The organism is Sphingomonas melonis DAPP-PG 224 (assembly GCF_000379045.1).
Classification (GTDB): Bacteria; Pseudomonadota; Alphaproteobacteria; order Sphingomonadales; family Sphingomonadaceae; genus Sphingomonas; species Sphingomonas aquatilis.
In genome coordinates this window covers 2,362,547-2,380,685 of sequence record NZ_KB900605.1, presented here as the reverse complement: position 1 = coordinate 2,380,685, position 18,139 = coordinate 2,362,547, and the positions used below count along the sequence as shown (strand labels likewise).

General features: G+C 67.2%; 19 protein-coding genes and 2 tRNA genes. 15 read left to right on the top strand and 6 right to left on the bottom strand.

Annotated elements, in window-relative coordinates; genetic code table 11:
* Positions 1 to 206: 206 nt before the first annotated feature.
* On the top strand, positions 207 to 689 hold the full coding sequence (locus SPHME3_RS0111625) for a hypothetical protein (protein WP_017978989.1): 483 nt from the start codon (positions 207 to 209) through the stop codon (positions 687 to 689).
* Here the strand turns inward: SPHME3_RS0111625 and dapA are convergent.
* Positions 686 to 1,570, bottom strand: coding sequence for a 4-hydroxy-tetrahydrodipicolinate synthase (gene dapA, locus SPHME3_RS0111620; RefSeq protein WP_017978990.1), 885 nt, complete (start codon positions 1,568 to 1,570; stop codon positions 686 to 688). The two genes, SPHME3_RS0111625 and dapA, sit on opposite strands and share 4 nt — an antisense overlap.
* A gap of 79 nt (positions 1,571 to 1,649) precedes the next feature.
* On the opposite strand from dapA, the gene SPHME3_RS0111615 reads away from it, so the two are divergent.
* The 5 genes from SPHME3_RS0111615 (at position 1,650) to SPHME3_RS0111595 (ending at position 6,163) form a co-directional block, all read left to right on the top strand.
* Positions 1,650 to 3,674 carry a lytic transglycosylase domain-containing protein gene (locus SPHME3_RS0111615; RefSeq protein ID WP_017978991.1) on the top strand — a complete coding sequence of 675 codons (2,025 nt, stop codon included), beginning with the start codon at positions 1,650 to 1,652 and terminating at the stop codon, positions 3,672 to 3,674.
* Between the two features lie 5 nt (positions 3,675 to 3,679).
* Entirely contained in the window at positions 3,680 to 4,165 is a 486-nt protein-coding gene (locus SPHME3_RS0111610) for a GreA/GreB family elongation factor (protein WP_017978992.1), read from the top strand.
* Between the two features lie 49 nt (positions 4,166 to 4,214).
* On the top strand, positions 4,215 to 4,457 hold the full coding sequence (locus SPHME3_RS0111605) for a hypothetical protein (protein ID WP_017978993.1): 243 nt from the start codon (positions 4,215 to 4,217) through the stop codon (positions 4,455 to 4,457).
* A gap of 167 nt (positions 4,458 to 4,624) precedes the next feature.
* Complete coding sequence (locus tag SPHME3_RS0111600) at positions 4,625 to 5,410, top strand: NYN domain-containing protein (RefSeq protein WP_017978994.1); 786 nt, start codon at positions 4,625 to 4,627, stop codon at positions 5,408 to 5,410.
* Between the two features lie 39 nt (positions 5,411 to 5,449).
* Positions 5,450 to 6,163, top strand: a complete 714-nt coding sequence (locus SPHME3_RS0111595; protein ID WP_017978995.1) for a Uma2 family endonuclease — start codon at positions 5,450 to 5,452, stop codon at positions 6,161 to 6,163.
* 4 nt (positions 6,164 to 6,167) lie between these two features.
* Here SPHME3_RS0111595 and SPHME3_RS0111590 read toward each other — a convergent pair whose 3' ends face one another.
* Both SPHME3_RS0111590 and ettA read right to left on the bottom strand, forming a co-directional pair.
* Positions 6,168 to 6,596 carry a hypothetical protein gene (locus tag SPHME3_RS0111590; RefSeq protein WP_017978996.1) on the bottom strand — a complete coding sequence of 143 codons (429 nt, stop codon included), beginning with the start codon at positions 6,594 to 6,596 and terminating at the stop codon, positions 6,168 to 6,170.
* The gene (ettA, locus tag SPHME3_RS0111585) at positions 6,596 to 8,275 is read right to left on the bottom strand and encodes an energy-dependent translational throttle protein EttA (protein ID WP_017978997.1); all 1,680 of its coding nucleotides are present in this window, start codon (positions 8,273 to 8,275) and stop codon (positions 6,596 to 6,598) included. Before ettA ends, SPHME3_RS0111590 begins: the two co-directional genes overlap by 1 nt.
* Before the next feature lie 180 nt (positions 8,276 to 8,455).
* On the opposite strand from ettA, the gene SPHME3_RS0111580 reads away from it, so the two are divergent.
* The 6 genes from SPHME3_RS0111580 to SPHME3_RS0111555 all read left to right on the top strand — a co-directional run bounded on the left by SPHME3_RS0111580 (position 8,456) and on the right by SPHME3_RS0111555 (position 12,360).
* Positions 8,456 to 9,865 carry a M28 family peptidase gene (locus SPHME3_RS0111580; protein WP_017978998.1) on the top strand — a complete coding sequence of 470 codons (1,410 nt, stop codon included), beginning with the start codon at positions 8,456 to 8,458 and terminating at the stop codon, positions 9,863 to 9,865.
* A gap of 156 nt (positions 9,866 to 10,021) precedes the next feature.
* On the top strand, positions 10,022 to 10,285 hold the full coding sequence (locus SPHME3_RS0111575; protein WP_017978999.1) for a hypothetical protein: 264 nt from the start codon (positions 10,022 to 10,024) through the stop codon (positions 10,283 to 10,285).
* Between the two features lie 172 nt (positions 10,286 to 10,457).
* Positions 10,458 to 10,533 (top strand) — tRNA-Ile (locus SPHME3_RS0111570).
* Positions 10,534 to 10,577: 44 nt separating this feature from the next.
* A tRNA-Pro gene (locus tag SPHME3_RS0111565) sits at positions 10,578 to 10,654 on the top strand.
* A 255-nt stretch (positions 10,655 to 10,909) separates the two neighbouring features.
* Entirely contained in the window at positions 10,910 to 11,827 is a 918-nt protein-coding gene (locus SPHME3_RS0111560) for a bifunctional helix-turn-helix transcriptional regulator/GNAT family N-acetyltransferase (RefSeq protein WP_017979000.1), read from the top strand.
* Positions 11,824 to 12,360 (top strand): GNAT family N-acetyltransferase, encoded by a 537-nt coding sequence (locus SPHME3_RS0111555; RefSeq protein WP_017979001.1) that lies wholly within the window; start codon positions 11,824 to 11,826, stop codon positions 12,358 to 12,360. Before SPHME3_RS0111560 ends, SPHME3_RS0111555 begins: the two co-directional genes overlap by 4 nt.
* Positions 12,361 to 12,383: 23 nt before the next feature.
* Here the strand turns inward: SPHME3_RS0111555 and SPHME3_RS0111550 are convergent, their stop codons facing one another.
* Both SPHME3_RS0111550 and SPHME3_RS0111545 read right to left on the bottom strand, forming a co-directional pair.
* Complete coding sequence (locus tag SPHME3_RS0111550) at positions 12,384 to 13,547, bottom strand: MFS transporter (protein WP_018250729.1); 1,164 nt, start codon at positions 13,545 to 13,547, stop codon at positions 12,384 to 12,386.
* Between the two features lie 12 nt (positions 13,548 to 13,559).
* Positions 13,560 to 14,594 carry an aldo/keto reductase gene (locus SPHME3_RS0111545; RefSeq protein ID WP_017979003.1) on the bottom strand — a complete coding sequence of 345 codons (1,035 nt, stop codon included), beginning with the start codon at positions 14,592 to 14,594 and terminating at the stop codon, positions 13,560 to 13,562.
* 92 nt (positions 14,595 to 14,686) lie between these two features.
* Between SPHME3_RS0111545 and SPHME3_RS0111540 the strand changes: the two genes are divergently transcribed.
* The 3 genes from SPHME3_RS0111540 (at position 14,687) to SPHME3_RS0111530 (ending at position 17,394) form a co-directional block, all read left to right on the top strand.
* Positions 14,687 to 15,604: a LysR family transcriptional regulator gene (locus SPHME3_RS0111540; protein ID WP_018250728.1), complete on the top strand. Its 918-nt coding sequence runs from the start codon at positions 14,687 to 14,689 to the stop codon at positions 15,602 to 15,604.
* Positions 15,605 to 15,688: 84 nt separating this feature from the next.
* Entirely contained in the window at positions 15,689 to 16,798 is a 1,110-nt protein-coding gene (locus tag SPHME3_RS0111535) for a lactonase family protein (protein WP_017979005.1), read from the top strand.
* Positions 16,799 to 16,851: 53 nt separating this feature from the next.
* Complete coding sequence (locus tag SPHME3_RS0111530) at positions 16,852 to 17,394, top strand: hypothetical protein (RefSeq protein ID WP_017979006.1); 543 nt, start codon at positions 16,852 to 16,854, stop codon at positions 17,392 to 17,394.
* A 16-nt stretch (positions 17,395 to 17,410) separates the two neighbouring features.
* Here SPHME3_RS0111530 and SPHME3_RS0111525 read toward each other — a convergent pair whose 3' ends face one another.
* On the bottom strand, positions 17,411 to 18,139 hold the full coding sequence (locus SPHME3_RS0111525) for a GntR family transcriptional regulator (protein WP_017979007.1): 729 nt from the start codon (positions 18,137 to 18,139) through the stop codon (positions 17,411 to 17,413).

Below are 18,139 nucleotides of genomic sequence, written 5' to 3'. Positions count from 1 at the left end.
GGTGCGATTGCCCGCCTCATAAACCCGTCGTCACCCCGGACTTGGTCCGGGGTCCACTCCGCGGCGAGGGGGGCGGCAAGAGGCCCGGGCCATCCCCCCGTGGATGAGTGGACCCCGGAACACGTCCGGGGTGACGGCTCCCGGAACACCGCAACACCTTGCCCGAAACCGATTGCCGATCGCCCTCCACGTGATAGCATCACATCATGCTGGACTGGCGTGGACTCGTCGGAACCTCGGCCGCCAATGGCGGCTTGGCCCTGATGCTCGCAGGTTTGACTGTCCCTCTCGGACCAACGTGCGCCGATTGCGGCGGCATATGGCTGTTTTCGGACCCGGAAATGCCTCGCATCTTCGACATGGGGCCGAAGGTCACTGTGCTGCCGGTGCAAGCAACCGTGCAGCCGGTCGTCGTCGCGTCTTCGTCCTATCGCGTCCATGTCCGCGGGCCGTGTCCGGGACAGCCGCCGGTGGAGAGGCTGCCAACAATCATCGGATCGCAGGCCATCGCCCTGCCAGCCGTCACTGCCTGTGTCCGCGTCGACGCCGATGGACGGGTCCAGCGCATCCGCACCATCGGGAGGACTTTGGCTGGTACGGACGCGACGCTGCGGCGCCTGACCTTCATACCCGCCATGCGCGATGGCAGGATCGTCGCGTCATGGGTCGAGATCCAAGGTAACCGTTAAATCAGCCCCGCATGCGCCAGCGCCGCGTCCACCGCAGACCGCGAAGCCTCGGACGGCCAGGTCATCGGCAGGCGCAGTCCCCTGGGGAAATCGGGGCGGATACGCGTCATCGCGTACTTGACCGGGCCGGGCGAGGCATCGGTGAACAGCGCATCGTGGAGCGGCCACAGGCGGTCCTGCAATGCCAGCGCCTCGGCATAATCGCCCGACTGGCAGGCCGCCTGAAATTCGGCGCACAGTCGCGGGGCGACATTGGCGGAGACGCTGATGCAGCCCCTGCCGCCCATCGCGTTGAAGGCGAGCGCCATATCGTCGTTGCCGGACAGCTGGACGAAATCCGGGCCGCAGCCTTCGCGGTGGGCCGACACGCGGGCGATGGCGCCACTGGCATCCTTTACCGCGACGAACACCTTGGGGAAGGCAGTGACGATCCGCGCCATCGTGGCGGGCTGGATATCGGTCACGGTACGGCCGGGCACGTTGTAGAGGACGATCGGCAGCTCGGCCGTCTCCGCCAGCCTGGCGAAATGCTGGAAGATGCCCTCCTGGCTCGGGCGATTGTAATAGGGCGGGACCATCAATGCAGCGTCGGCGCCCGCCTGTTTCGCGCGGGCGATATTGGCGGCAGCGACGACGGTGTCGTTCGATCCGGCACCCGCGATCACCGGCACACGGCCCGCGGTCTGGTCGACGCAGACGCCGACGATGTGAAAATGCTCCTCGGCGGTCAGCGTTGCCGCCTCGCCTGTCGTACCGCAGGGCACGAGCGCCGATGAGCCCTCGGCGATCTGCCAGTCGACCAGCGCGCGATAGGCGGCCTCGTCGAACTGGCCGTCATCGGTGAAGGGCGTGACGAGGGCGGGAATCGAACCTGAAAACATGAGGTAATGCGCGCTCCTGCTGCGTCCGATGCAGCGTTTCGTTCAGGACAGATACGGGCGCAGGCCCTATGATGTCCACATGCACTCCGCCACCCTGCCCGTCAGCTTGCTCCTCGCCACCCTCGCCGGCGTCTCCGCCGCGCCGCAACAGGACGGGCAGACGACCCCGTCCGCGTCGGTGCCCGACGCGCTCGACCGCTATCGGACGCAGATGGCGAATATGTCGCCGCAGGCGCCGCAGACCCCGGCGGACGGGGCGATTGCCGCCGCGCTGGCGCAGTGGAAGTCGATCGGCCAGACTGACGCCTTTCCGTTCGACAGCTATGCCGGCTTCCTGATGGCACATCCCGGCTGGCCGAACGAAGCGGCGAACCGCCGCGCCGCCGAGCGCAAGGCGGCGACCGCCAGCCCGACCAGCGTCGTCGCCTTCTTCACCCGCTTCCCGCCGCTGACCGCCACCGGCCTCGTCGCGCAGGCGCGTGCCCTGCAGTCGCTCGGTCGGACGGCGGACGCGCAGGCCGCCGCCCGCGCCGCGTGGCGCAAGGGCGTGCTGTCTGCGGATGACGAAGCGGCAGTGCTGTCGGGCTTCGGCAGCGCGTTGACACCCGACGATCAGGACGCGCGGATGGACGCGTTATTGTGGCAGAATGCGACCGGCGTCGCCGCGCGCCAGATCGGCTTCACCAGCCCCGCGAAGCGTCCGGCGTTCGAGGCGCGGCTCGCCTTCCGCAGCAATGCGGCCAATGCCGCGACTCTGGCGATGACGACGCAAGATCAGTTCGCGAGCGATCCGGGCTATATCGCCGACCGGGCGAGCTATCTGCGGGGTGCTGGCGCCTCTCCCACGGCACGCTCTTGGCTCGCGCGGCCGCGAAGCCTTGCCAGCCGGCCGGGCAATGTCGAAAAATGGTATGAGGTGCTGCTGACCAACGCCCGTGCCGCCAACGCCGACAATCAATATCAGCTCGCCTACGACATCGCGCGGCAGATCGACGACGCCTATCCGGCGGGCACCGACGTATCGACCAAGCCCTATGGCGAACGCGACGATTATACGAGCCTCGCCTGGCTCGCCGGGCAGGTCGCGCTGAAGCAGCTGTCGCGGCCGGCGGATGCGATGGTGATGTTCGAGCGTTATGGCCGTGGCAGCCAGTCGCCGCAGACGCGGGCGAAGGGCTTCTATTGGGCAGGCCGAGCGGCGGAGGCGGCGGGCAAGTCGGCGGAGGCAGCAGGCTATTACGCCCGGGCTGCGGGCTTTCGTGACCAATTCTACGGGCAACTGGCGCTGGAGCGGACCGGACGGCCGCTGACGGCGCCGCCCGCCGTCCCCGCGCTCGCCGTGGCGCCTGCGGTGCGACAGGCGTTCGCGGACCGCGAGACGGTGCGCGCCGCACGTTTCCTGGGCATGATCGGCCAGTATCAGGATCAGACCGCCTTCGTCCGCCAGATCGCTGCGGATGCGACGACCGATACCGATCACGTGCTCGCCGCCGACCTGTCTCGCCAGATCGGGCGGCCGGATCTGGGCGTGATGGTCGGGCGGAGCGCGATGCAGAACGGCTTGAGCGATTATTCGGCGACCGGTTTCCCGACGGTGAGCGTGCCTGCGGGCTATGAGGACAATTGGACGCTGATCCACGCCATCTCCCGCCAGGAAAGCCAGTTCGATCGCGCCGCGGTGAGCCATGCCGGTGCGCGCGGCCTGATGCAGCTGATGCCGGCGACCGCGCGCGAGCAATCGGGGAAGATCGGCCTCGCCTACAATCAGGCCTCGCTGACCACCGACCCCAATATGTCGATCATGCTGGGATCGAGCTATTTCCAGCGCGTCTTCGCCAATTACGGCAGCTATCCGCTGGCCATCGCTGCCTATAACGCGGGCGGCGGCAACGTGAACAAATGGCTGCGCGCCAATGGCGACCCCCGCTCGGGCGCGGTCGACATGGTCGACTGGATCGAGGCGATCCCGTATCAGGAAACCCGCAATTACGTGCAGCGCGTGCTGGAAAATGCCGTCGTCTACGATCTGATGAGCCCGGCGCACGCCAAGTCCAGGGGACCTGCCAACCTCAGCTGGTATCTGGGCAAGGGACGGCCGGGCTGAGCGGCATGGAACAACGCCCCAATTACATCACGCCCGCGGGCTATGCGGCCTTGCGTGGCGAGTATGACCGGTTGTTCGCGACCGAACGCCCGGCGTTGGTCGAGACGATCGCCTGGGCGGCGGGCAACGGCGATCGCTCGGAGAACGGCGACTATATCTATGGCCGCAAGCGGCTGCGCGAGATCGACCGGCGGCTGGGCTGGCTGGCAAAGCGGATGAAGGCGGCCAAGGTGATCGACCCGGCCCGCGCCGAAGATCGCAGCCGCGCGTGGTTCGGCGCGACCGTGACGATCGCCGACGAGGACGACAATCAGCGTGTGCTTACCCTGGTGGGCGACGACGAGGCGGAGGCGGGCGCCGGCCGCGTCGGCTGGAACGCGCCCATCGCACGTGCGCTGCGCGGGGCGACGGTGGGCGACCTGCGCCGCGTAGTGCTGCCCGCGGGTGAAAAGGAATATGAGGTGATGGCCGTCACGTACCCGACAGACTGAGGAACGCTGGCCGCTGCTCCCCCGTTGAAGTCATCACAGGAGAGCAGACATGGCAGACAATCCCCGCACCGACACCGCGCGCGAAACAGATGACCACGACCTGATCGAGGGTATGATCCCGGCTGGCGAGGCCGACGCCGGATCGGCAGGCGGCGCGCTGGCGCAAGACGTCGGCAGCCAGGACGACCTGACGCGCGCGATCGACGATCCCGACGACCACGACCGCGTGACTAAGCAGGATGACATCGACCACGGTCAGGCGCGGCCCGCCGATCGCGGGCCGAACCGCTAGGCGGCGATCGACACGCCTCGAACATCCCACACCCGGCGACGGCTGGGCCCAGCCTGTGGAAGCGCGTACCCTTCGACAGGCTGCGCGCCATCGGGCGAAGGTCGTTTCCCGCAGGCTACCTGCAATAGCAGTTGACCCCGCCGCCCCGCCCCGCAAGGCTCGCGCGCATGGAAGAGCCGACCCGTAACATCGCCCTGCTGATCGACGCCGACAATGCCTCGTGGCATGCGATCGACCCCGTGCTGACCGTGCTCGCCGAGCTCGGCACGGTGAACATCCGCCGCGTCTACGGCAATTGGTCGAAGCCCGCGCTGAAGGGCTGGCGCGACATGACGGTGAAACACGGCATTGAGCCGCAGCAGCAGTTCGACCTGACCAAGGGCAAGAACGCCACCGACATGAAGATGACGATCGACGCCATGGACTTGCTGTTCCGCGGGCGGATCGGCGGGTTCGGCATCATGTCGTCGGACAGCGACTTCATGCCGCTCGCCATGCGCATTCGGCAGGACGGCATCCCCGTCTACGGCTTCGGCAATGCCAAGACGCCCGAGGCTTTCAAACAGGCCTGTACCCGCTTCATCGACGTCGGCGCGCTGGTAAGCGATGCCAAGGCGGAAGCCACCGCCGGCACCACCGCAGCGACGCCAAAGCCGACGAACGTCGACGTCCCGATCGGCGATTCGCTGCCCCCATCGATCGCCGGTACGCCGCGGGTAAAGAAGCCGATCGACCCCGAATTGATCGCGCTGCTGATCGACGCCTATCAATCGGTGAAGCGGGACGAAAAGGGCTATGTCAGCCTGTCCGCCATGGGGCAGCTAGCCGGCAACCGGTCCAGCTTCGACACCCGCAATTACGGCTATCAGCGCCTGTCCGACCTGATCCAGGCGGTGCCGAACTTCCAGTCGGAACGCCGCCCCGACGGGGTGTTCGTCAAGCGGGTGCGGTGATGATTGGCGCTGCGCGTCTCGCGATGGTATGAGGAATGTGTGAATATCCACTCGCCATTTGCGCGTCGTGAACCGGTTCTGCTGACGGCGGACGCCTTTTGGTTGCTGAAAAGCGCGGGCGTATTCTCCGAATACTCCAAGGCGGAACTTCTGGACGGCGCCTTGTTCGGCGTCCCTGTGCAAAGCGATGCGGAACCGGAAAGTGATGCGTCTTTTCCTATCAAGCTGCGGCGACGGGATTATCACCTGCTAACCGACGCGGGTTTGCTGGATGACCGTGAGAAGACAGAGCTGGTCGATGGTGTGGTATACGGCATGAGTCCACAATATCGCCGCCATGGTTTCATCAAGGATGAACTCGCTTATAGGTTACGCCGTGCCCTCGAAGACCTGGGATCGCCCCTCCGCGTCGCCACCGAGCAATCGGTTGCAATCGACGCTTTTAACGAACCGCAGCCTGACATCATCCTCACCGCCGAGCCCAAGGGCGATGGACCGATACCGCTGATGAGCGTCGCCATGCTTGTCGAAGTCTCGGCGAGCACCTTGACCTTTGATCTGACCGACAAGACGCGCATCTACGCCCGAGCTGGCATCATGGAATATTGGGTTGTGGACGCGAACCGGCGCGTCGTTCATCAGTTGTGGAGCCCAGAAGGCGACGCCTACGACCATCATCGCGAGACGGCTTTGGGTCAGAAGATCGAAATAGCGACCATTCGCGACGTCGACATCGAAACGGATGCGCTGTGAACCGCTATCGAACGCGCCAATAGCGGAACGCTTCCGCCTGCCGCCCGCGGACGAACGTCTCGGCATCCGGTCCTGTCCACTGCCCCGTATAGCCGTTGTCCGCCGCTGTGCCGATCCACCAGCCCTGCCCGGGCAGACCGTCCGATTGTCGAACGACCAGCACCGCAAGGCCCGGCTCGCCCGCCGCCGCGCCATCCGTATCGATCCGGTCGAGCGTCGCACACAATGCCCGCATCTTCGGCCGCGTGAAGCGGTGGCCCAGCGCGCCTAGGATTTCGCTGTAGGTCATCGCCCGGCCCTCACGCGCCGCCGCGACCAAAAGGTCGCGAACCCGCGCCACGTCGGCGATGCCGCCCGGCCCGTCCGGTGCTTCGAGACCATTCGCCAACAGCCAGCCGCCAAGGGTATCCCCCGGCGACTGGCGGCCCGGCATCAGCGCGTCAGCTTCTTATAGGCGAGGCGCGTCGGGCGGTCGGCGGCGTCGCCCATGCGGCGGCGCTTGTCTTCCTCGTACGATTCGTAATTGCCCTCGAACCATTCGACATGGCTATCGCCTTCGAACGCCAGGATGTGGGTGCAGAGGCGGTCGAGGAAGAAGCGATCGTGGCTGATGACCACGGCGCAGCCCGCGAAAGTCTCCAGCGCCTCTTCCAGCGCGCGCAGCGTCTCGACGTCGAGGTCGTTGGTCGGTTCGTCGAGCAGCAGAACGTTGCCGCCCTCCTTCAGCATCTTGGCCATGTGGACGCGGTTGCGCTCACCACCCGAAAGCTGGCCGACCTTCTTCTGCTGGTCCGGCCCGCGGAAGTTGAACGCGCCGACATAGGCGCGCGTGCCCAGCTCCTGCTTGCCGAAGCGGAAGACCTCCAGCTCGTCGGAGATTTCCTGCCAGACGTTCTTGTTGGGATCGAGGTCGTCGCGGCTCTGGTCGACATAGCCGAGCTTGACCGTCGAACCGACGCTGATCTCGCCCGCATCGGGCTGTTCCTGGCCGGTGATCAGCTTGAACAGCGTCGACTTGCCCGCGCCGTTCGGCCCGATCACGCCGACGATGCCGCCCGGCGGCAGCGTGAAATCGAGGTTCTCGAACAGCAGCTTGTCGCCGTACGACTTGGTCAGGCCCTTGGCCTCGATCACCTTGCCGCCCAGACGCTCGGGCAGCTGGATGAGGATCTGCGCCTTGCCGGCGACGCGATTCTCCTGCTTTTCCATCAGTTCCTCGAACGCGCGGATACGCGCCTTCGACTTGGTCTGGCGGGCCTTGGGCGTCTGGCGCATCCAGGCGAGCTCGTCGGCGATCGCCTTCTGCTTGCCGGCCTCCTCGCGCTCTTCCTGCTCGAGGCGCTTCGCCTTCTTTTCCAGATAGCCCGAATAGTTCGATTCGTAGGTGTAGTAGCGGCCGCGATCCAGCTCGAGCACCCAGTTGACGACATTGTCGAGGAAGTAACGGTCGTGCGTCACCAGGATGACGTTGCCGGTATATTCCTTTAGGTAGTTTTCCAGCCACGACACGCTTTCCGCGTCGAGGTGGTTGGTCGGTTCGTCGAGCAGCAGAATGTCGGGCTTTTCGAGCAGCAGCTTGCACAGCGCGACGCGGCGCTTTTCACCGCCCGACAGCTTGGTGACGTCGGCATCGCCCGGCGGGCAGCGCAGCGCCTCCATGGCGACTTCGAGCTGGTTGTCGAGCGTCCAGCCGTCGACCGCGTCGATCTTGCCCTGCAGCTCGCCCATCTCTTCCATCAGCGCGTCGAAGTCGGTGTCGTCCTTCGGATCGCCCATTTCGGCCGAGATGGCGTTGAAGCGATCGACCAGGTCGGCGACCGGGCGCACGCCGTCCTTGACGTTGCCCATGACGTCCTTGGTCGGATCGAGCTGCGGCTCCTGCGCCAGATAGCCGACGCGCACGCCCTCTGCCGCCCAGGCTTCGCCGGTGAAGTCGGTGTCCATGCCGGCCATGACCTTCATCAGGGTCGACTTGCCGGCGCCGTTCGGGCCGATGATCGCGATCTTCGCGCCCGGAATGAACTGCAGGTGGATGTTGTTGAGCACGGGCTTGTTGGCGCCCGGGAAGGTCTTGGTCAGACCCTTCATGACGTAGGTATACTGGACGGCCATGTGCCGACGGCTCCTGAAGGCTGGAAAGGGTTGGGAGATTTGCTCCGCCATGTAGCGATTGGCCGGCGCGCGTGCAAATGGGCCGTGTCGCGCTGCGCCTATGCTGACCCGCTTGTGTGCCGGCGCCGCTTCGGGCACGCGTGGGCAGACGATAAAAAACGACAAGGGGATTTACCGAATATGACGCGCGTCGCCCTCGCCCTGCTCTCCCTCGCCGCGACCACCGCCCTGCCCGGCCTCGCGTTCGCGCAGCGGACCGCCCCGCCCGTGCCCGCCCCCGTCGATCCCAAGGTCGCCGCGCTGCGCGATGCGGCGCTGACCGACACGCTGGCCTATGACATCGTCGAGGGGCTGACGACCGAGGTCGGCCAGCGGCTGGCGGCGACCGATGCCGAAGCGCGCGCGCGAATTTGGGCGGTCGCGAAGCTCAAGTCGCTCGGCTTCAAGAACGTACATATTGAAGAATATCAGATGCCCGTGTGGCTGCGCGGGGTCGAAACGGCGGAAGTTCTCGCCCCCTTCCCGCAGCAGCTGAAGCTGGTGGCGCTCGGCAATTCGGGTGCGACACCGGCCAGCGGCCTCACCGCGCCGCTCGTCGTGTTCAAGAGCTATGGCGAGCTTGCCAATGCCGCGCCCGACAGCGTGCGCGGCAAGATCGTCTATGTCGGCAATGCGATGGACCCGACGCAGGACGGGTCGAGCTATGGCGCCTATGGCCCGGCGCGCTTCGTCGGGCCGGCGCTTGCGGCGAAAATGGGCGCCGCGGCGATCGTGATCAAATCGATCGGCACCGATCCCCATCGCAACCCGCACACCGGCGGCACCAACTTCCCGGCCGGCACCGCCCCCATCCCCGCCGCGGCGCTGTCCGTCTCAGATGGCGACCAGATCGAGCGGATCGCCGCCCGCGGCAAGCCGATCACGCTGAAGCTGACGCTCACCCCGCGCTTCGCCGGCACCGGCACCTCGGGCAACGTCATCGCCGAAGTGCCGGGCAGCGATCCGAAGGCCGGCGTCGTGCTGGTCGGCGGGCACCTCGACAGCTGGGACCTCGGCACCGGCGCCATCGATGATGCGAGCGGTGTCGCGATCACCACCGCGGCGGCCAAGCGCCTGCTCGACGGTCCGCGGCCGCGCCGCACGATCCGCGTCGTCTGGTTCGGTGCCGAAGAGCCGGGCGGCTACGGCGGCAAGGACTATGCCCGGGTCCACGGCCAGGAACGCCACGCCATCGCCAGCGAGAGCGATTTCGGCGCCGACCGCGTCTGGCGCTTCGAGGTCAACCTGCCCGACAGTGCGAAGCCTGTGGCCGATCGCCTGCAAAGCGCGCTCGCGCCGCTCGGGATCGCGCGTGGCGCCGGTGTAGGCGGCGACGGCACCGATGTCGGCCCGACGCTGGCGCTGGGCGTCGCGGCGGTCGACCTCAACCAGGACGGCACGCGCTATTTCGATACGCACCACACGCCCGACGATACATTGGAGCGGATCGACCCCGTGCAACTGCGCCAGAACGTCGCTGCCTGGACGACGATGCTGGGCGTCGTCGCCAACGCGCCAGAGGAGATCGGGCCCGTCACGCCACGTCGTTGAACCGCCGTTGCGGCCCGGCCTAACCCGCGGAGAAGGCCCATTTGCTTTCATTTCGATGAATTTCATGATTGACCGCGGGGAGTCGTGCGGTATTTGGGCTGCCTCGCGACGGCGATCGGGCCGGCCGCGATTTTTGCTTTGCTTGGGAGCATTCGAATGAAGAAGATCGCTTTCGTTCTCGCTGCCGCCGGCCTGATGTCCGTCGCTGCCTGCTCGAAGTCGCCTGAAGCCGCCGCCGTTGAGAACAACGCGGACATGCTGGCGGACAACATGGAAATGCAGGCCGACAACCTGGACGCCATGGCCGACAACACCTCGAACGCGACTGCCGAAGCGGTTCTCGAGAACAAGGCCGACAACATCAACGCCGCTGCGGACAACGTCCGTGACGCCGCTGAAGCCAAGGCGGACAACATGTAATCGCGCTGCGTCGGGCATAAGCTCGACGCGCCGATCTGCTGTTGCACGATCGAAAGGGGCGTTTCCCATGCGGGAAGCGCCCCTTTTCTATTGCCGTTTGTGTTGGGATCGCGCGGTTCCCATCTTTCGCTTCTCGCCAAGCTGGGCTAGCGCTCGGGCCAGCATCATGGCGGGGCCTGTAGCTCAATGGTTAGAGCTGGCCGCTCATAACGGCTAGGTTGCGGGTTCGAGTCCTGCCGGGCCCACCAAATGCTTGCGTCCACGGCCTCCACCGCCTAGGCGCATTCCACGTCGGGGAGTGGCGCAGTCCGGTAGCGCGCCTGCTTTGGGAGCAGGATGTCGCAGGTTCGAATCCTGTCTCCCCGACCATTTTCGGCGCGGTCTCACCGGACGATCACAGCCTGCGGCATGTAACAAACGCTCTGCCGCTCCAACATTCAGGCTAAACGGTTCGCAGGGCGCTGCGACCCGGCATTGGAGATCGGCCGACCGGCGACGTCCGGCCTACCGTCCCAGCGCCAGCGTATCTTCTCCCGACGGCACCGCTATGCCATAGCACCCCCACGCCGTCGCTCCCATGGCAATACTTGACTCCGTCAACCATTCCGAGCCAGCATGGCGGACATGGAAGATGCAGACGTCACCGCGATCCGCCGGTTCAACCGCTTGTACACCCAGACGATCGGCGCGCTCGACGGCCAATTCCTCGGCACTGAGGCGACCCTGCCCGAAGCGCGGTTGTTGTTCGAGATCGCGACGCGTGAGCCCGTCACCGCGACCGTGTTGCAGGATGCGCTCGACATGGACGCGGGCTATCTGAGCCGCCTGGTTGCGCGCTTCGAGAAGCGCGACTGGGTCGCACGCGTACGGCGAAGTGATGATGCCCGCGCGCGCGAGCTGCGGCTGACCGAGGCGGGGCGTGCGGCGTTCGCGGTCGTCGACCAGCGCCAGCGCGACGCCGTCAGCGATCTGCTCGGCGCGATGGACGGGCTGGCGCGGCGCGATCTGGTCGAGGCCCTGACGCGCGCACGGTTGCTGCTCGATCCGGCATCGGGTGGCGCGTTCGTCATCCGCCCCTTCCGCACCGGCGAGCCCGCCATGATCGCCGCGCGCCAGTCGCTGCTCTATGCCGAGAGCCATGGCTGGGGTCGCGAACTCGAAACGCTCGAGAGCGAGGTGACTGCGGCGTTCCTGCGCGACTTCAATCCGGCGCGCGAGCAATGCTGGGTCGCCGACATCGACGGGGTCCTGGCAGGCGCCGTGTTCGTCACCGACGAAGGCGATGGCGTTGCCCGGCTGCGCCTGTTGCATGTCGAGCCCTTTGCGCGTCGCCGTGGCATCGGCGATGCGCTGGTCGCCCGCTGTGTCGGCTTCGCGCGGGATACAGGCTACCACACGCTCATGCTGTGGACGCACACGGTGTTGGAATCGGCGCGCCGTATCTATGCCGCGCAGGGGTTCGTGTGTGTCGAGACGGCGATGCACGACGCGTTCGGCGTCCCGCTGCAGGGGGAAACGTGGCGACTGGAGCTGGCCGCATGAGCGCCGCGCTGACCATCCGCATCGCCACCGAAGCCGATCTAGGGGCGTTGCGCGACCTGATGGCGCTGTCGATCGATCGGGGTCAGGCAGAGGTGCTGACCCCGGCGCAGATCGTTGCCAGCCGGGCGGTGATGGGGCTCGACACGCAATTGGTGCGCGACGGCACCTATTTCGTCGTCGAGGATCACGGCGTGCCGGTCGGCTGCGGCGGTTGGAGCCGGCGCGCGACGCTCTATGGCGGCGACCATAGTACCGACTTGCGCAACCCGGCGCTTCTCGATCCGGCGAAGGACGCCGCCCGCATCCGCGCCATGTACACTCACCCGGACCATGTCCGGCGCGGGATCGGCCGAATGATCCTCGACGCTTGCGAGCAGGCGGCGCGGGCGGCAGGGTTTTCGGCGGTCGAACTGATGGGCACGGCGGGCGGCGTGCCGCTATATGCCGCGAGCGGCTATGCGCCGCTTGAGCGGGCTGATACGCATGTCGAGGGCGTCGTCGTGCCATTGACCCGGATGCGCAAGCGGCTGTGACTCGAGGCTAACGGGGCTGCGCGTCAGGCCGGACACACTTCGGCGCGCGGCTGACGCCGGAACGCCAGCAGCATCGCCAGTGCCACAGCCGCCATCGCCGCGCCCGCGAGCGACACGGTGGGCAGCCCCAGCCCTGCCCCGATCACGCCCCCGCCCAGCGCCGCGCCGATGGCGTTGCCGAGGTTGAACGCGCCGATATTCATCGCGGAAGCGAGGTTCGGCGCGTCCGAAGCCGCATCCATCACCCGCATCTGCAAGGGCGGCACGATCGCGAAGCTGGCGATGCCCCAGACCAAGATCGCGACGGCAGCGGTCACCGGCCATTGCATCAGCACCGTGAAGGCAAGCAGCGTTAGCGCCATGATCGTCAGCATGGTCATCAGCGTCCGCTCGACCGATCGGTCCGCCAGCCGACCACCCAAACCATTGCCGATCGTCGCACCGACCCCGAACAGCATCAGCATCGCGGTGACATAGCCGGTCGAGCCATGCGTCACATCGCGCAGGATCGGCACGATATAGGTGAAGACGGTGAAGACGCCGCCAAAGCCGATCGTGGTCAGGGCCAGCGCCATCACCACCGGCCCGCGCGTCAGCACGCGCAACTCGGCGCGCATGTCGCCGCCTTCGTCAGCGGGCAGCGATGGCAGCGCAAGGCGGAGTGACAGCATCGCGATCGCGCCGACGCCCGCGATCCCGGCAAAGGCGGTGCGCCAGCCAACCGCCTCGCTGACCCAGGTCGCCGCCGGCACGCCGCCGATCGTGGCAACGGTCAGCCCGGTGAACATCGCCGCCACCGCGCCCGCGCGCTTGTCCGGCGGCACGAGGCTGGCGGCGACCACCGACCCCACGCCGAAGAACGCGCCATGGTTGAACGAGGTGACGACCCGCGCCGCCATCAGCATCCAATAGCCGCCCGCCATCGCCGACAGTGCGTTGCCGAGCGTGAAGATGCCCATCAACGCGATCAGCAGTGTCCGCCGGTCGATCCGCCCGGTGGTGAGCGTCAACAGCGGCGCTCCGATCAGCACGCCCATCGCATAGGCGCTGATCAGCAGTCCGGCGGCGGGGATCGACACATGCAGGTCGCCCGCGATTACCGGCAACATGCCCATCGGCGCGAACTCGGTCACGCCGATGCCGAAGGCGCCGACCGCCAGCGCGATCAGCCCGAGATTGAACTTCATGATCGTCTTTCCTCAAACCATCGGCGGCGCGAGGCGGGCGAAGCCCTCCTGCTGCCGATAGGGTGTGTGTGGATAGGGCGGCAGCACGTCGCTCGCCGCATCGAGCGCGGCGACCTGCTCGGGCGTCAGGGCCCAGCCGACCGCACCCAGATTGTCGCGCAACTGCGCCTCGTCCCGCGCGCCGATGATGACTGACGACACCGTCGGGCGTCGCAGTAGCCAATTAATCGCGACCTGAGGCACGGTCTTACCCACCTCGGCCGCCACCGCCTCCAGCGCATCGACCACGCGGTGGAGATGCTCATCCTCGACCGGCGGCGCGAACTGGGCGGTGTCGTGCAACCGGCTCCCTGCCGGGATCGGCCGTCCGCGCCCGATCTTGCCGGTCAACCGTCCCCAGCCGAGCGGGCTCCAGACAAGCGCGCCGACGCCCTGATCCGCCGCCAGCGGCATCAGGTCCCATTCGTAGGCGCGGCCGACCAGCGAGTAATAGACCTGATGCGCGACGAGGCGCGGCCAGCCATGACGATCGGCCAAGCCTTGCGCCTTCATGATCTGCCAGCCGGGATAGTTGGAGACGCCCGCATAACGCACCTTGCCGTCCGCGATCAGTCGATCGAGCGTACCCATCACCTCCTCGGTCGGGGTGGAGGCGTCGAAGGCGTGAAGCTGGAGCAGGTCGATGCGGTCGGTGCCGAGCCGCCGCAGCGCCGCCTCGACCGCGCCGATCAGCCGCGCCCGCGACGCGCCCCAGTCCTGCGGGCCGTCACCCATGGGCAGGCCGGTCTTGGTCGAGATGAGGACGGCATCGCGCCGCCCCTTGATCGCCTCGCCGAGCACCTGTTCCGACGCACCATCCGAATAGACGTCGGCGGTGTCGAACAGCGTGACGCCGGCGTCGAGGCAGATATCGACCAGCCGCCGCGCCTCGGCGGCGTCGCTTGTGCCCCAGGCGCTGAACAGCGGCCCCTTACCACCGAACGTGCCCGCGCCGAACGACAGCGCGGGAACGCGCAGGCCGGACGATCCCAATTGCCGATATTCCATGACACCTCCTTTCTCGAATGTCATTCTCAGGCGCATAGATGGACGGTGTCGCGAGGCGGCGGAACCGCCCGCGGGTGCAAAGGATCTATGCCTTGGACGCAAAGGTAGCTGGCAATGACGATCGCGCCCGATCACTCGCCCTGTTCGCGAGCGTGGTGGAGGAAGGCAGCTTTTCCGCCGCCGGCCGCACGCTCGGGCTGACGCCGTCGGCGGTGGCGCGCGCTATCGACCGGATCGAGGCGCGTCTGGGCGTGCGACTGCTGCTCCGCTCCACCCGCGCGCTGACGCTCACCGCCGAAGGGCAGGCCTATCTGCTCGCCGCCCGGCGCATCCTCGCCGATCTCGACGATGCCGAGCAGCAGATCGCCGACCAGGGCGCACCGCGCGGACGGCTGCGGATCAGTGCGGCGCTGGCGCATGGGCGACTGTGCGTCGTACCGCTGCTCGGCGACTTCGCCCGCGCCTATCCGCATATCCTCATCGATATCGCGCTGACCGACACGCTGGTCGACATCGCTGGCGGACAGGCCGATGTCGCGATCCGCTTCGGCCCGCTCGCCGATAGCGGCCTCACCGCCCGCAAATTGTCCGAGGCGCGGCGGGTGATCGTCGCGTCGCCCGACTATCTGGCGCGGGCGGGCACACCGCAGGTGCCCGAAGACCTGCACGCCCACAATTGCCTCAACTTCAATTTTCGCCGCGCCGAACCCATCTGGCCGTTCCGCCGCGACGGCCGGGATTTCGCGTTGTCCGTGGACGGCGGCATCGTCGCCAACAATGGCGAGACGCTGGGTCATCTCGCCGCTGCCGGGGTCGGCATCACCCGGGTCGGACGCTTCAGCGTCGCGGCCGAGATCGCGGACGGGCGGCTCGTGCCGCTGCTGGAGGACTATAATCCTGGCGACGTCGAGCTGATCCACGCCGTCTTCGTCGGCGGCTCCACCACGCCCGCCCGCGTGCGGGTCTTCGTCGACTTCCTCGTCGAAAGGCTTGCCAGCCGCTTCGAATAGCGGGCGCGACGCAAACGCAATCGGACGGCCCGCCGCAAGCAGCCCGACGTTGACGCGACGCGCATAGGCGGGTTCAAGCGGGCCATGATCGACACACCTCTGTTCCGCCCATCCCGCCGTGCCGTCGTCGGGGGCGCGCTTGCGATCGGGCTACTGTCGCGCACCGGCATCGCGGCCCCCATCTCCCGGCTGTTCGCGGGCACCTATGCGCAGGAAGGCGGCGCCGGGCTGGTGTCGTTGGCCGCGGAACAGGGCGGCTGGACCGCGGGCGCCGCCCATGCCGCGATCCGCAACGCCTCCTTCGGCGTCGTGTCGCCACGTCATCGGCTGCGTTACCTGCTGGATGAGCAGCAAAAGGGCATGATGGGGGTCTATGACGCATCGCTGCGGCAGGTCGCCATGTCGTCCACCATGGGCGCAGACCCCTGCCACATCGCCCTGTCGGAGGACGGCACGCTGCTGGCGGCGGCGAACTATTCGAGTGGCAGCGTCGCGCTATGGGCGCTGAACCCGGCGACGGGGCTTCCGACGGGCCGCCCCGCGGTCGCCCAGCACCAGGGCAGCGGGCCAAAAACCAAGCGACAGGCCGGCCCGCATGCGCATTGGGTGGGCTTCGATCGCAGCGGCGACATCCTCCATTCGGTCGACCTCGGTGCCGACGCCATTTTCTCGCACCATATCGATCGCGCGGCGGGCAGGATTGCGAAGACCAGCATCGCCTATCGTGCCGTCGCAGGATCGGGGCCACGGCATCTGGTGCGGCACCCTCGCCTGCCGGTCGCTTATCTCGTTGCCGAGCTGGCCAACACGGTCAGCGTCTTGCGTGGCGGAGCGGACGGCACCTTTGCCCGGCGCGCGGAGGTATCGACCCTGCCCGCCGGCTTCAGCGGCCCGTCCTACGCGGCCCATATCGCGGTGAACGCGGCCGGAACGCGCCTTTACGTCTCCAATCGTGGGCACGACAGCATCGCGGTCTTCGCCATCGGCGCCACCGGTGATCTGCGCCTGCTGCAGCATGTCGGATGCGGGGGTCACTGGCCGCGCTTCTTCCTGCTGATGGAAGACCGGAACGCCATGCTCGTCGCCAATGAACGATCGGGCGGCATCGCCCGCCTGCCGCTGGAGCGGGACGGTCGCCTGCGGCCCGCGGTCGGCACCACCCCGGTGCCGGGCGTCGTGTTTCTGACCGAGTAAGGGCGCCAGCTTTTACGTGGAGACCTTCGGCGCCGACCACGCGTTGAACCGACATGACGCGCAAATTGAAGGTTTTCCGCACCCCGATCGGATTTCACGACGCCTATGTCGCAGCGCCGAGCCAAAAGGCGGCGTTGCAGGCCTGGGGCACGGATACCGATCTGTTCGCCCGCGGTGTCGCGGAGCAGGTGACGGACGCCGCGCTGATGGAAGAGCCCTTGGCGCACCCGGGCGACGTCATCCGCAAGACCCGCGGCACCGTGGACGACCATCTGGCCGCCTTGCCGGCCACACCCAAGCGCAAGCCGGCGGACGCGACGGATGCGCCCCCGGCCAAGCCCCGCCGCACGAAGCCCAAGCCCCGCCCCTCTCGCTCCAAGCTCGATCAGGCCGAACAGGCGATCGATGAGGCGGAGCAGCGATATGATGCGGCGCGCCGCGATCTCGCCGCGCGCGAGGCGGCACTGCGCAAGGAACGTCAGGCGCTGGACAACGACCGGAATCGCGAGCGCGAGCGGCTGGAAACCGCACGCGCAGACCAGGAGCGACACTATCGCGAGGCCATGGCCGCGTGGCGTGAGGGCGAGGCTGACTGACGGCCCCCGCCTCAGATCAAATGACGTTGAGGTCCGTCACGAACTCATAGCGATCGCCGCGATAGACCGAGCGGGTGAATTCGACGATACGGCCATCGGGAATCCGCGTACGGCGCTCGATCCGCAAGACTTCGGAATGCTGGCGGACGCTCAGAATCCCCGCTTCGGTTTCGGTCGCGAGCGACGCGCGGATGCGCTGCGTGCCCGATGTCGGCCGAAAGCCATGGACGTCGAGCGCCTGATACAGCGAATCGCCCAGCGCATCGAGATCGGGCATGAATATCGCCGGGATCACCGCATGTTCGATCGCCAGCGGCTCATCACCGGCCAGCCGTACGCGCCCCAGCCGCGCGACGCGGACATCCGGCGACACCTCCAGCACGGCGGCTTCCTCTTCGGTCGCCAGGGCATAGGATTTGTAGATCCAGACCACCCCCGGATCCTGCCCGCGCGAGCGCGTATCGTCGCTGAAGCTGTTGAGCTTCGCGCCCGCGGTCTCGATCCGCCGCGCGACGAAGGTGCCCGACCCATGTTTGCTGATCACCACGCCTTCGTCGATCAGCTGCTTGATGCCCTTACGCACCGTAACGCGCGACAGGCCCGCCATTTCGCTGAGCTCGCGTTCGGAGGGCAGCGCGCTGCCGGGATCGATACCGCCGCCGTCGATATGCTCGCGCAGGCGTTGGGCGAGCTGCATGTACAAGGGTGTCGCTTCGTCGCTGCGCGTCCAGGCGATATCGCGCAC

Bases quoted from the DNA above. Each gene is read 5' to 3' on its own strand.
- SPHME3_RS0111550 (WP_018250729.1), bottom strand. From the start codon at position 13,547: ATGAAGTTCAATCTCGGGCTGATCGCGCTGGCGGTCGGCGCCTTCGGC.
- ettA (WP_017978997.1), bottom strand. From the start codon at position 8,275: ATGGCCGTCCAGTATACCTACGTCATGAAGGGTCTGACCAAGACCTTC.
- SPHME3_RS0111605 (WP_017978993.1), top strand. From the start codon at position 4,215: ATGGCAGACAATCCCCGCACCGACACCGCGCGCGAAACAGATGACCAC.
- SPHME3_RS0111590 (WP_017978996.1), bottom strand. From the start codon at position 6,596: ATGCCGGGCCGCCAGTCGCCGGGGGATACCCTTGGCGGCTGGCTGTTG.
- SPHME3_RS0111560 (WP_017979000.1), top strand. From the start codon at position 10,910: ATGGAAGATGCAGACGTCACCGCGATCCGCCGGTTCAACCGCTTGTAC.
- SPHME3_RS0111610 (WP_017978992.1), top strand. From the start codon at position 3,680: ATGGAACAACGCCCCAATTACATCACGCCCGCGGGCTATGCGGCCTTG.
- SPHME3_RS0111535 (WP_017979005.1), top strand. From the start codon at position 15,689: ATGATCGACACACCTCTGTTCCGCCCATCCCGCCGTGCCGTCGTCGGG.
- SPHME3_RS0111530 (WP_017979006.1), top strand. From the start codon at position 16,852: ATGACGCGCAAATTGAAGGTTTTCCGCACCCCGATCGGATTTCACGAC.
- SPHME3_RS0111600 (WP_017978994.1), top strand. From the start codon at position 4,625: ATGGAAGAGCCGACCCGTAACATCGCCCTGCTGATCGACGCCGACAAT.
- SPHME3_RS0111575 (WP_017978999.1), top strand. From the start codon at position 10,022: ATGAAGAAGATCGCTTTCGTTCTCGCTGCCGCCGGCCTGATGTCCGTC.
- dapA (WP_017978990.1), bottom strand. From the start codon at position 1,570: ATGTTTTCAGGTTCGATTCCCGCCCTCGTCACGCCCTTCACCGATGAC.
- SPHME3_RS0111545 (WP_017979003.1), bottom strand. From the start codon at position 14,594: ATGGAATATCGGCAATTGGGATCGTCCGGCCTGCGCGTTCCCGCGCTG.
- SPHME3_RS0111615 (WP_017978991.1), top strand. From the start codon at position 1,650: ATGCACTCCGCCACCCTGCCCGTCAGCTTGCTCCTCGCCACCCTCGCC.
- SPHME3_RS0111625 (WP_017978989.1), top strand. From the start codon at position 207: ATGCTGGACTGGCGTGGACTCGTCGGAACCTCGGCCGCCAATGGCGGC.
- SPHME3_RS0111555 (WP_017979001.1), top strand. From the start codon at position 11,824: ATGAGCGCCGCGCTGACCATCCGCATCGCCACCGAAGCCGATCTAGGG.
- SPHME3_RS0111580 (WP_017978998.1), top strand. From the start codon at position 8,456: ATGACGCGCGTCGCCCTCGCCCTGCTCTCCCTCGCCGCGACCACCGCC.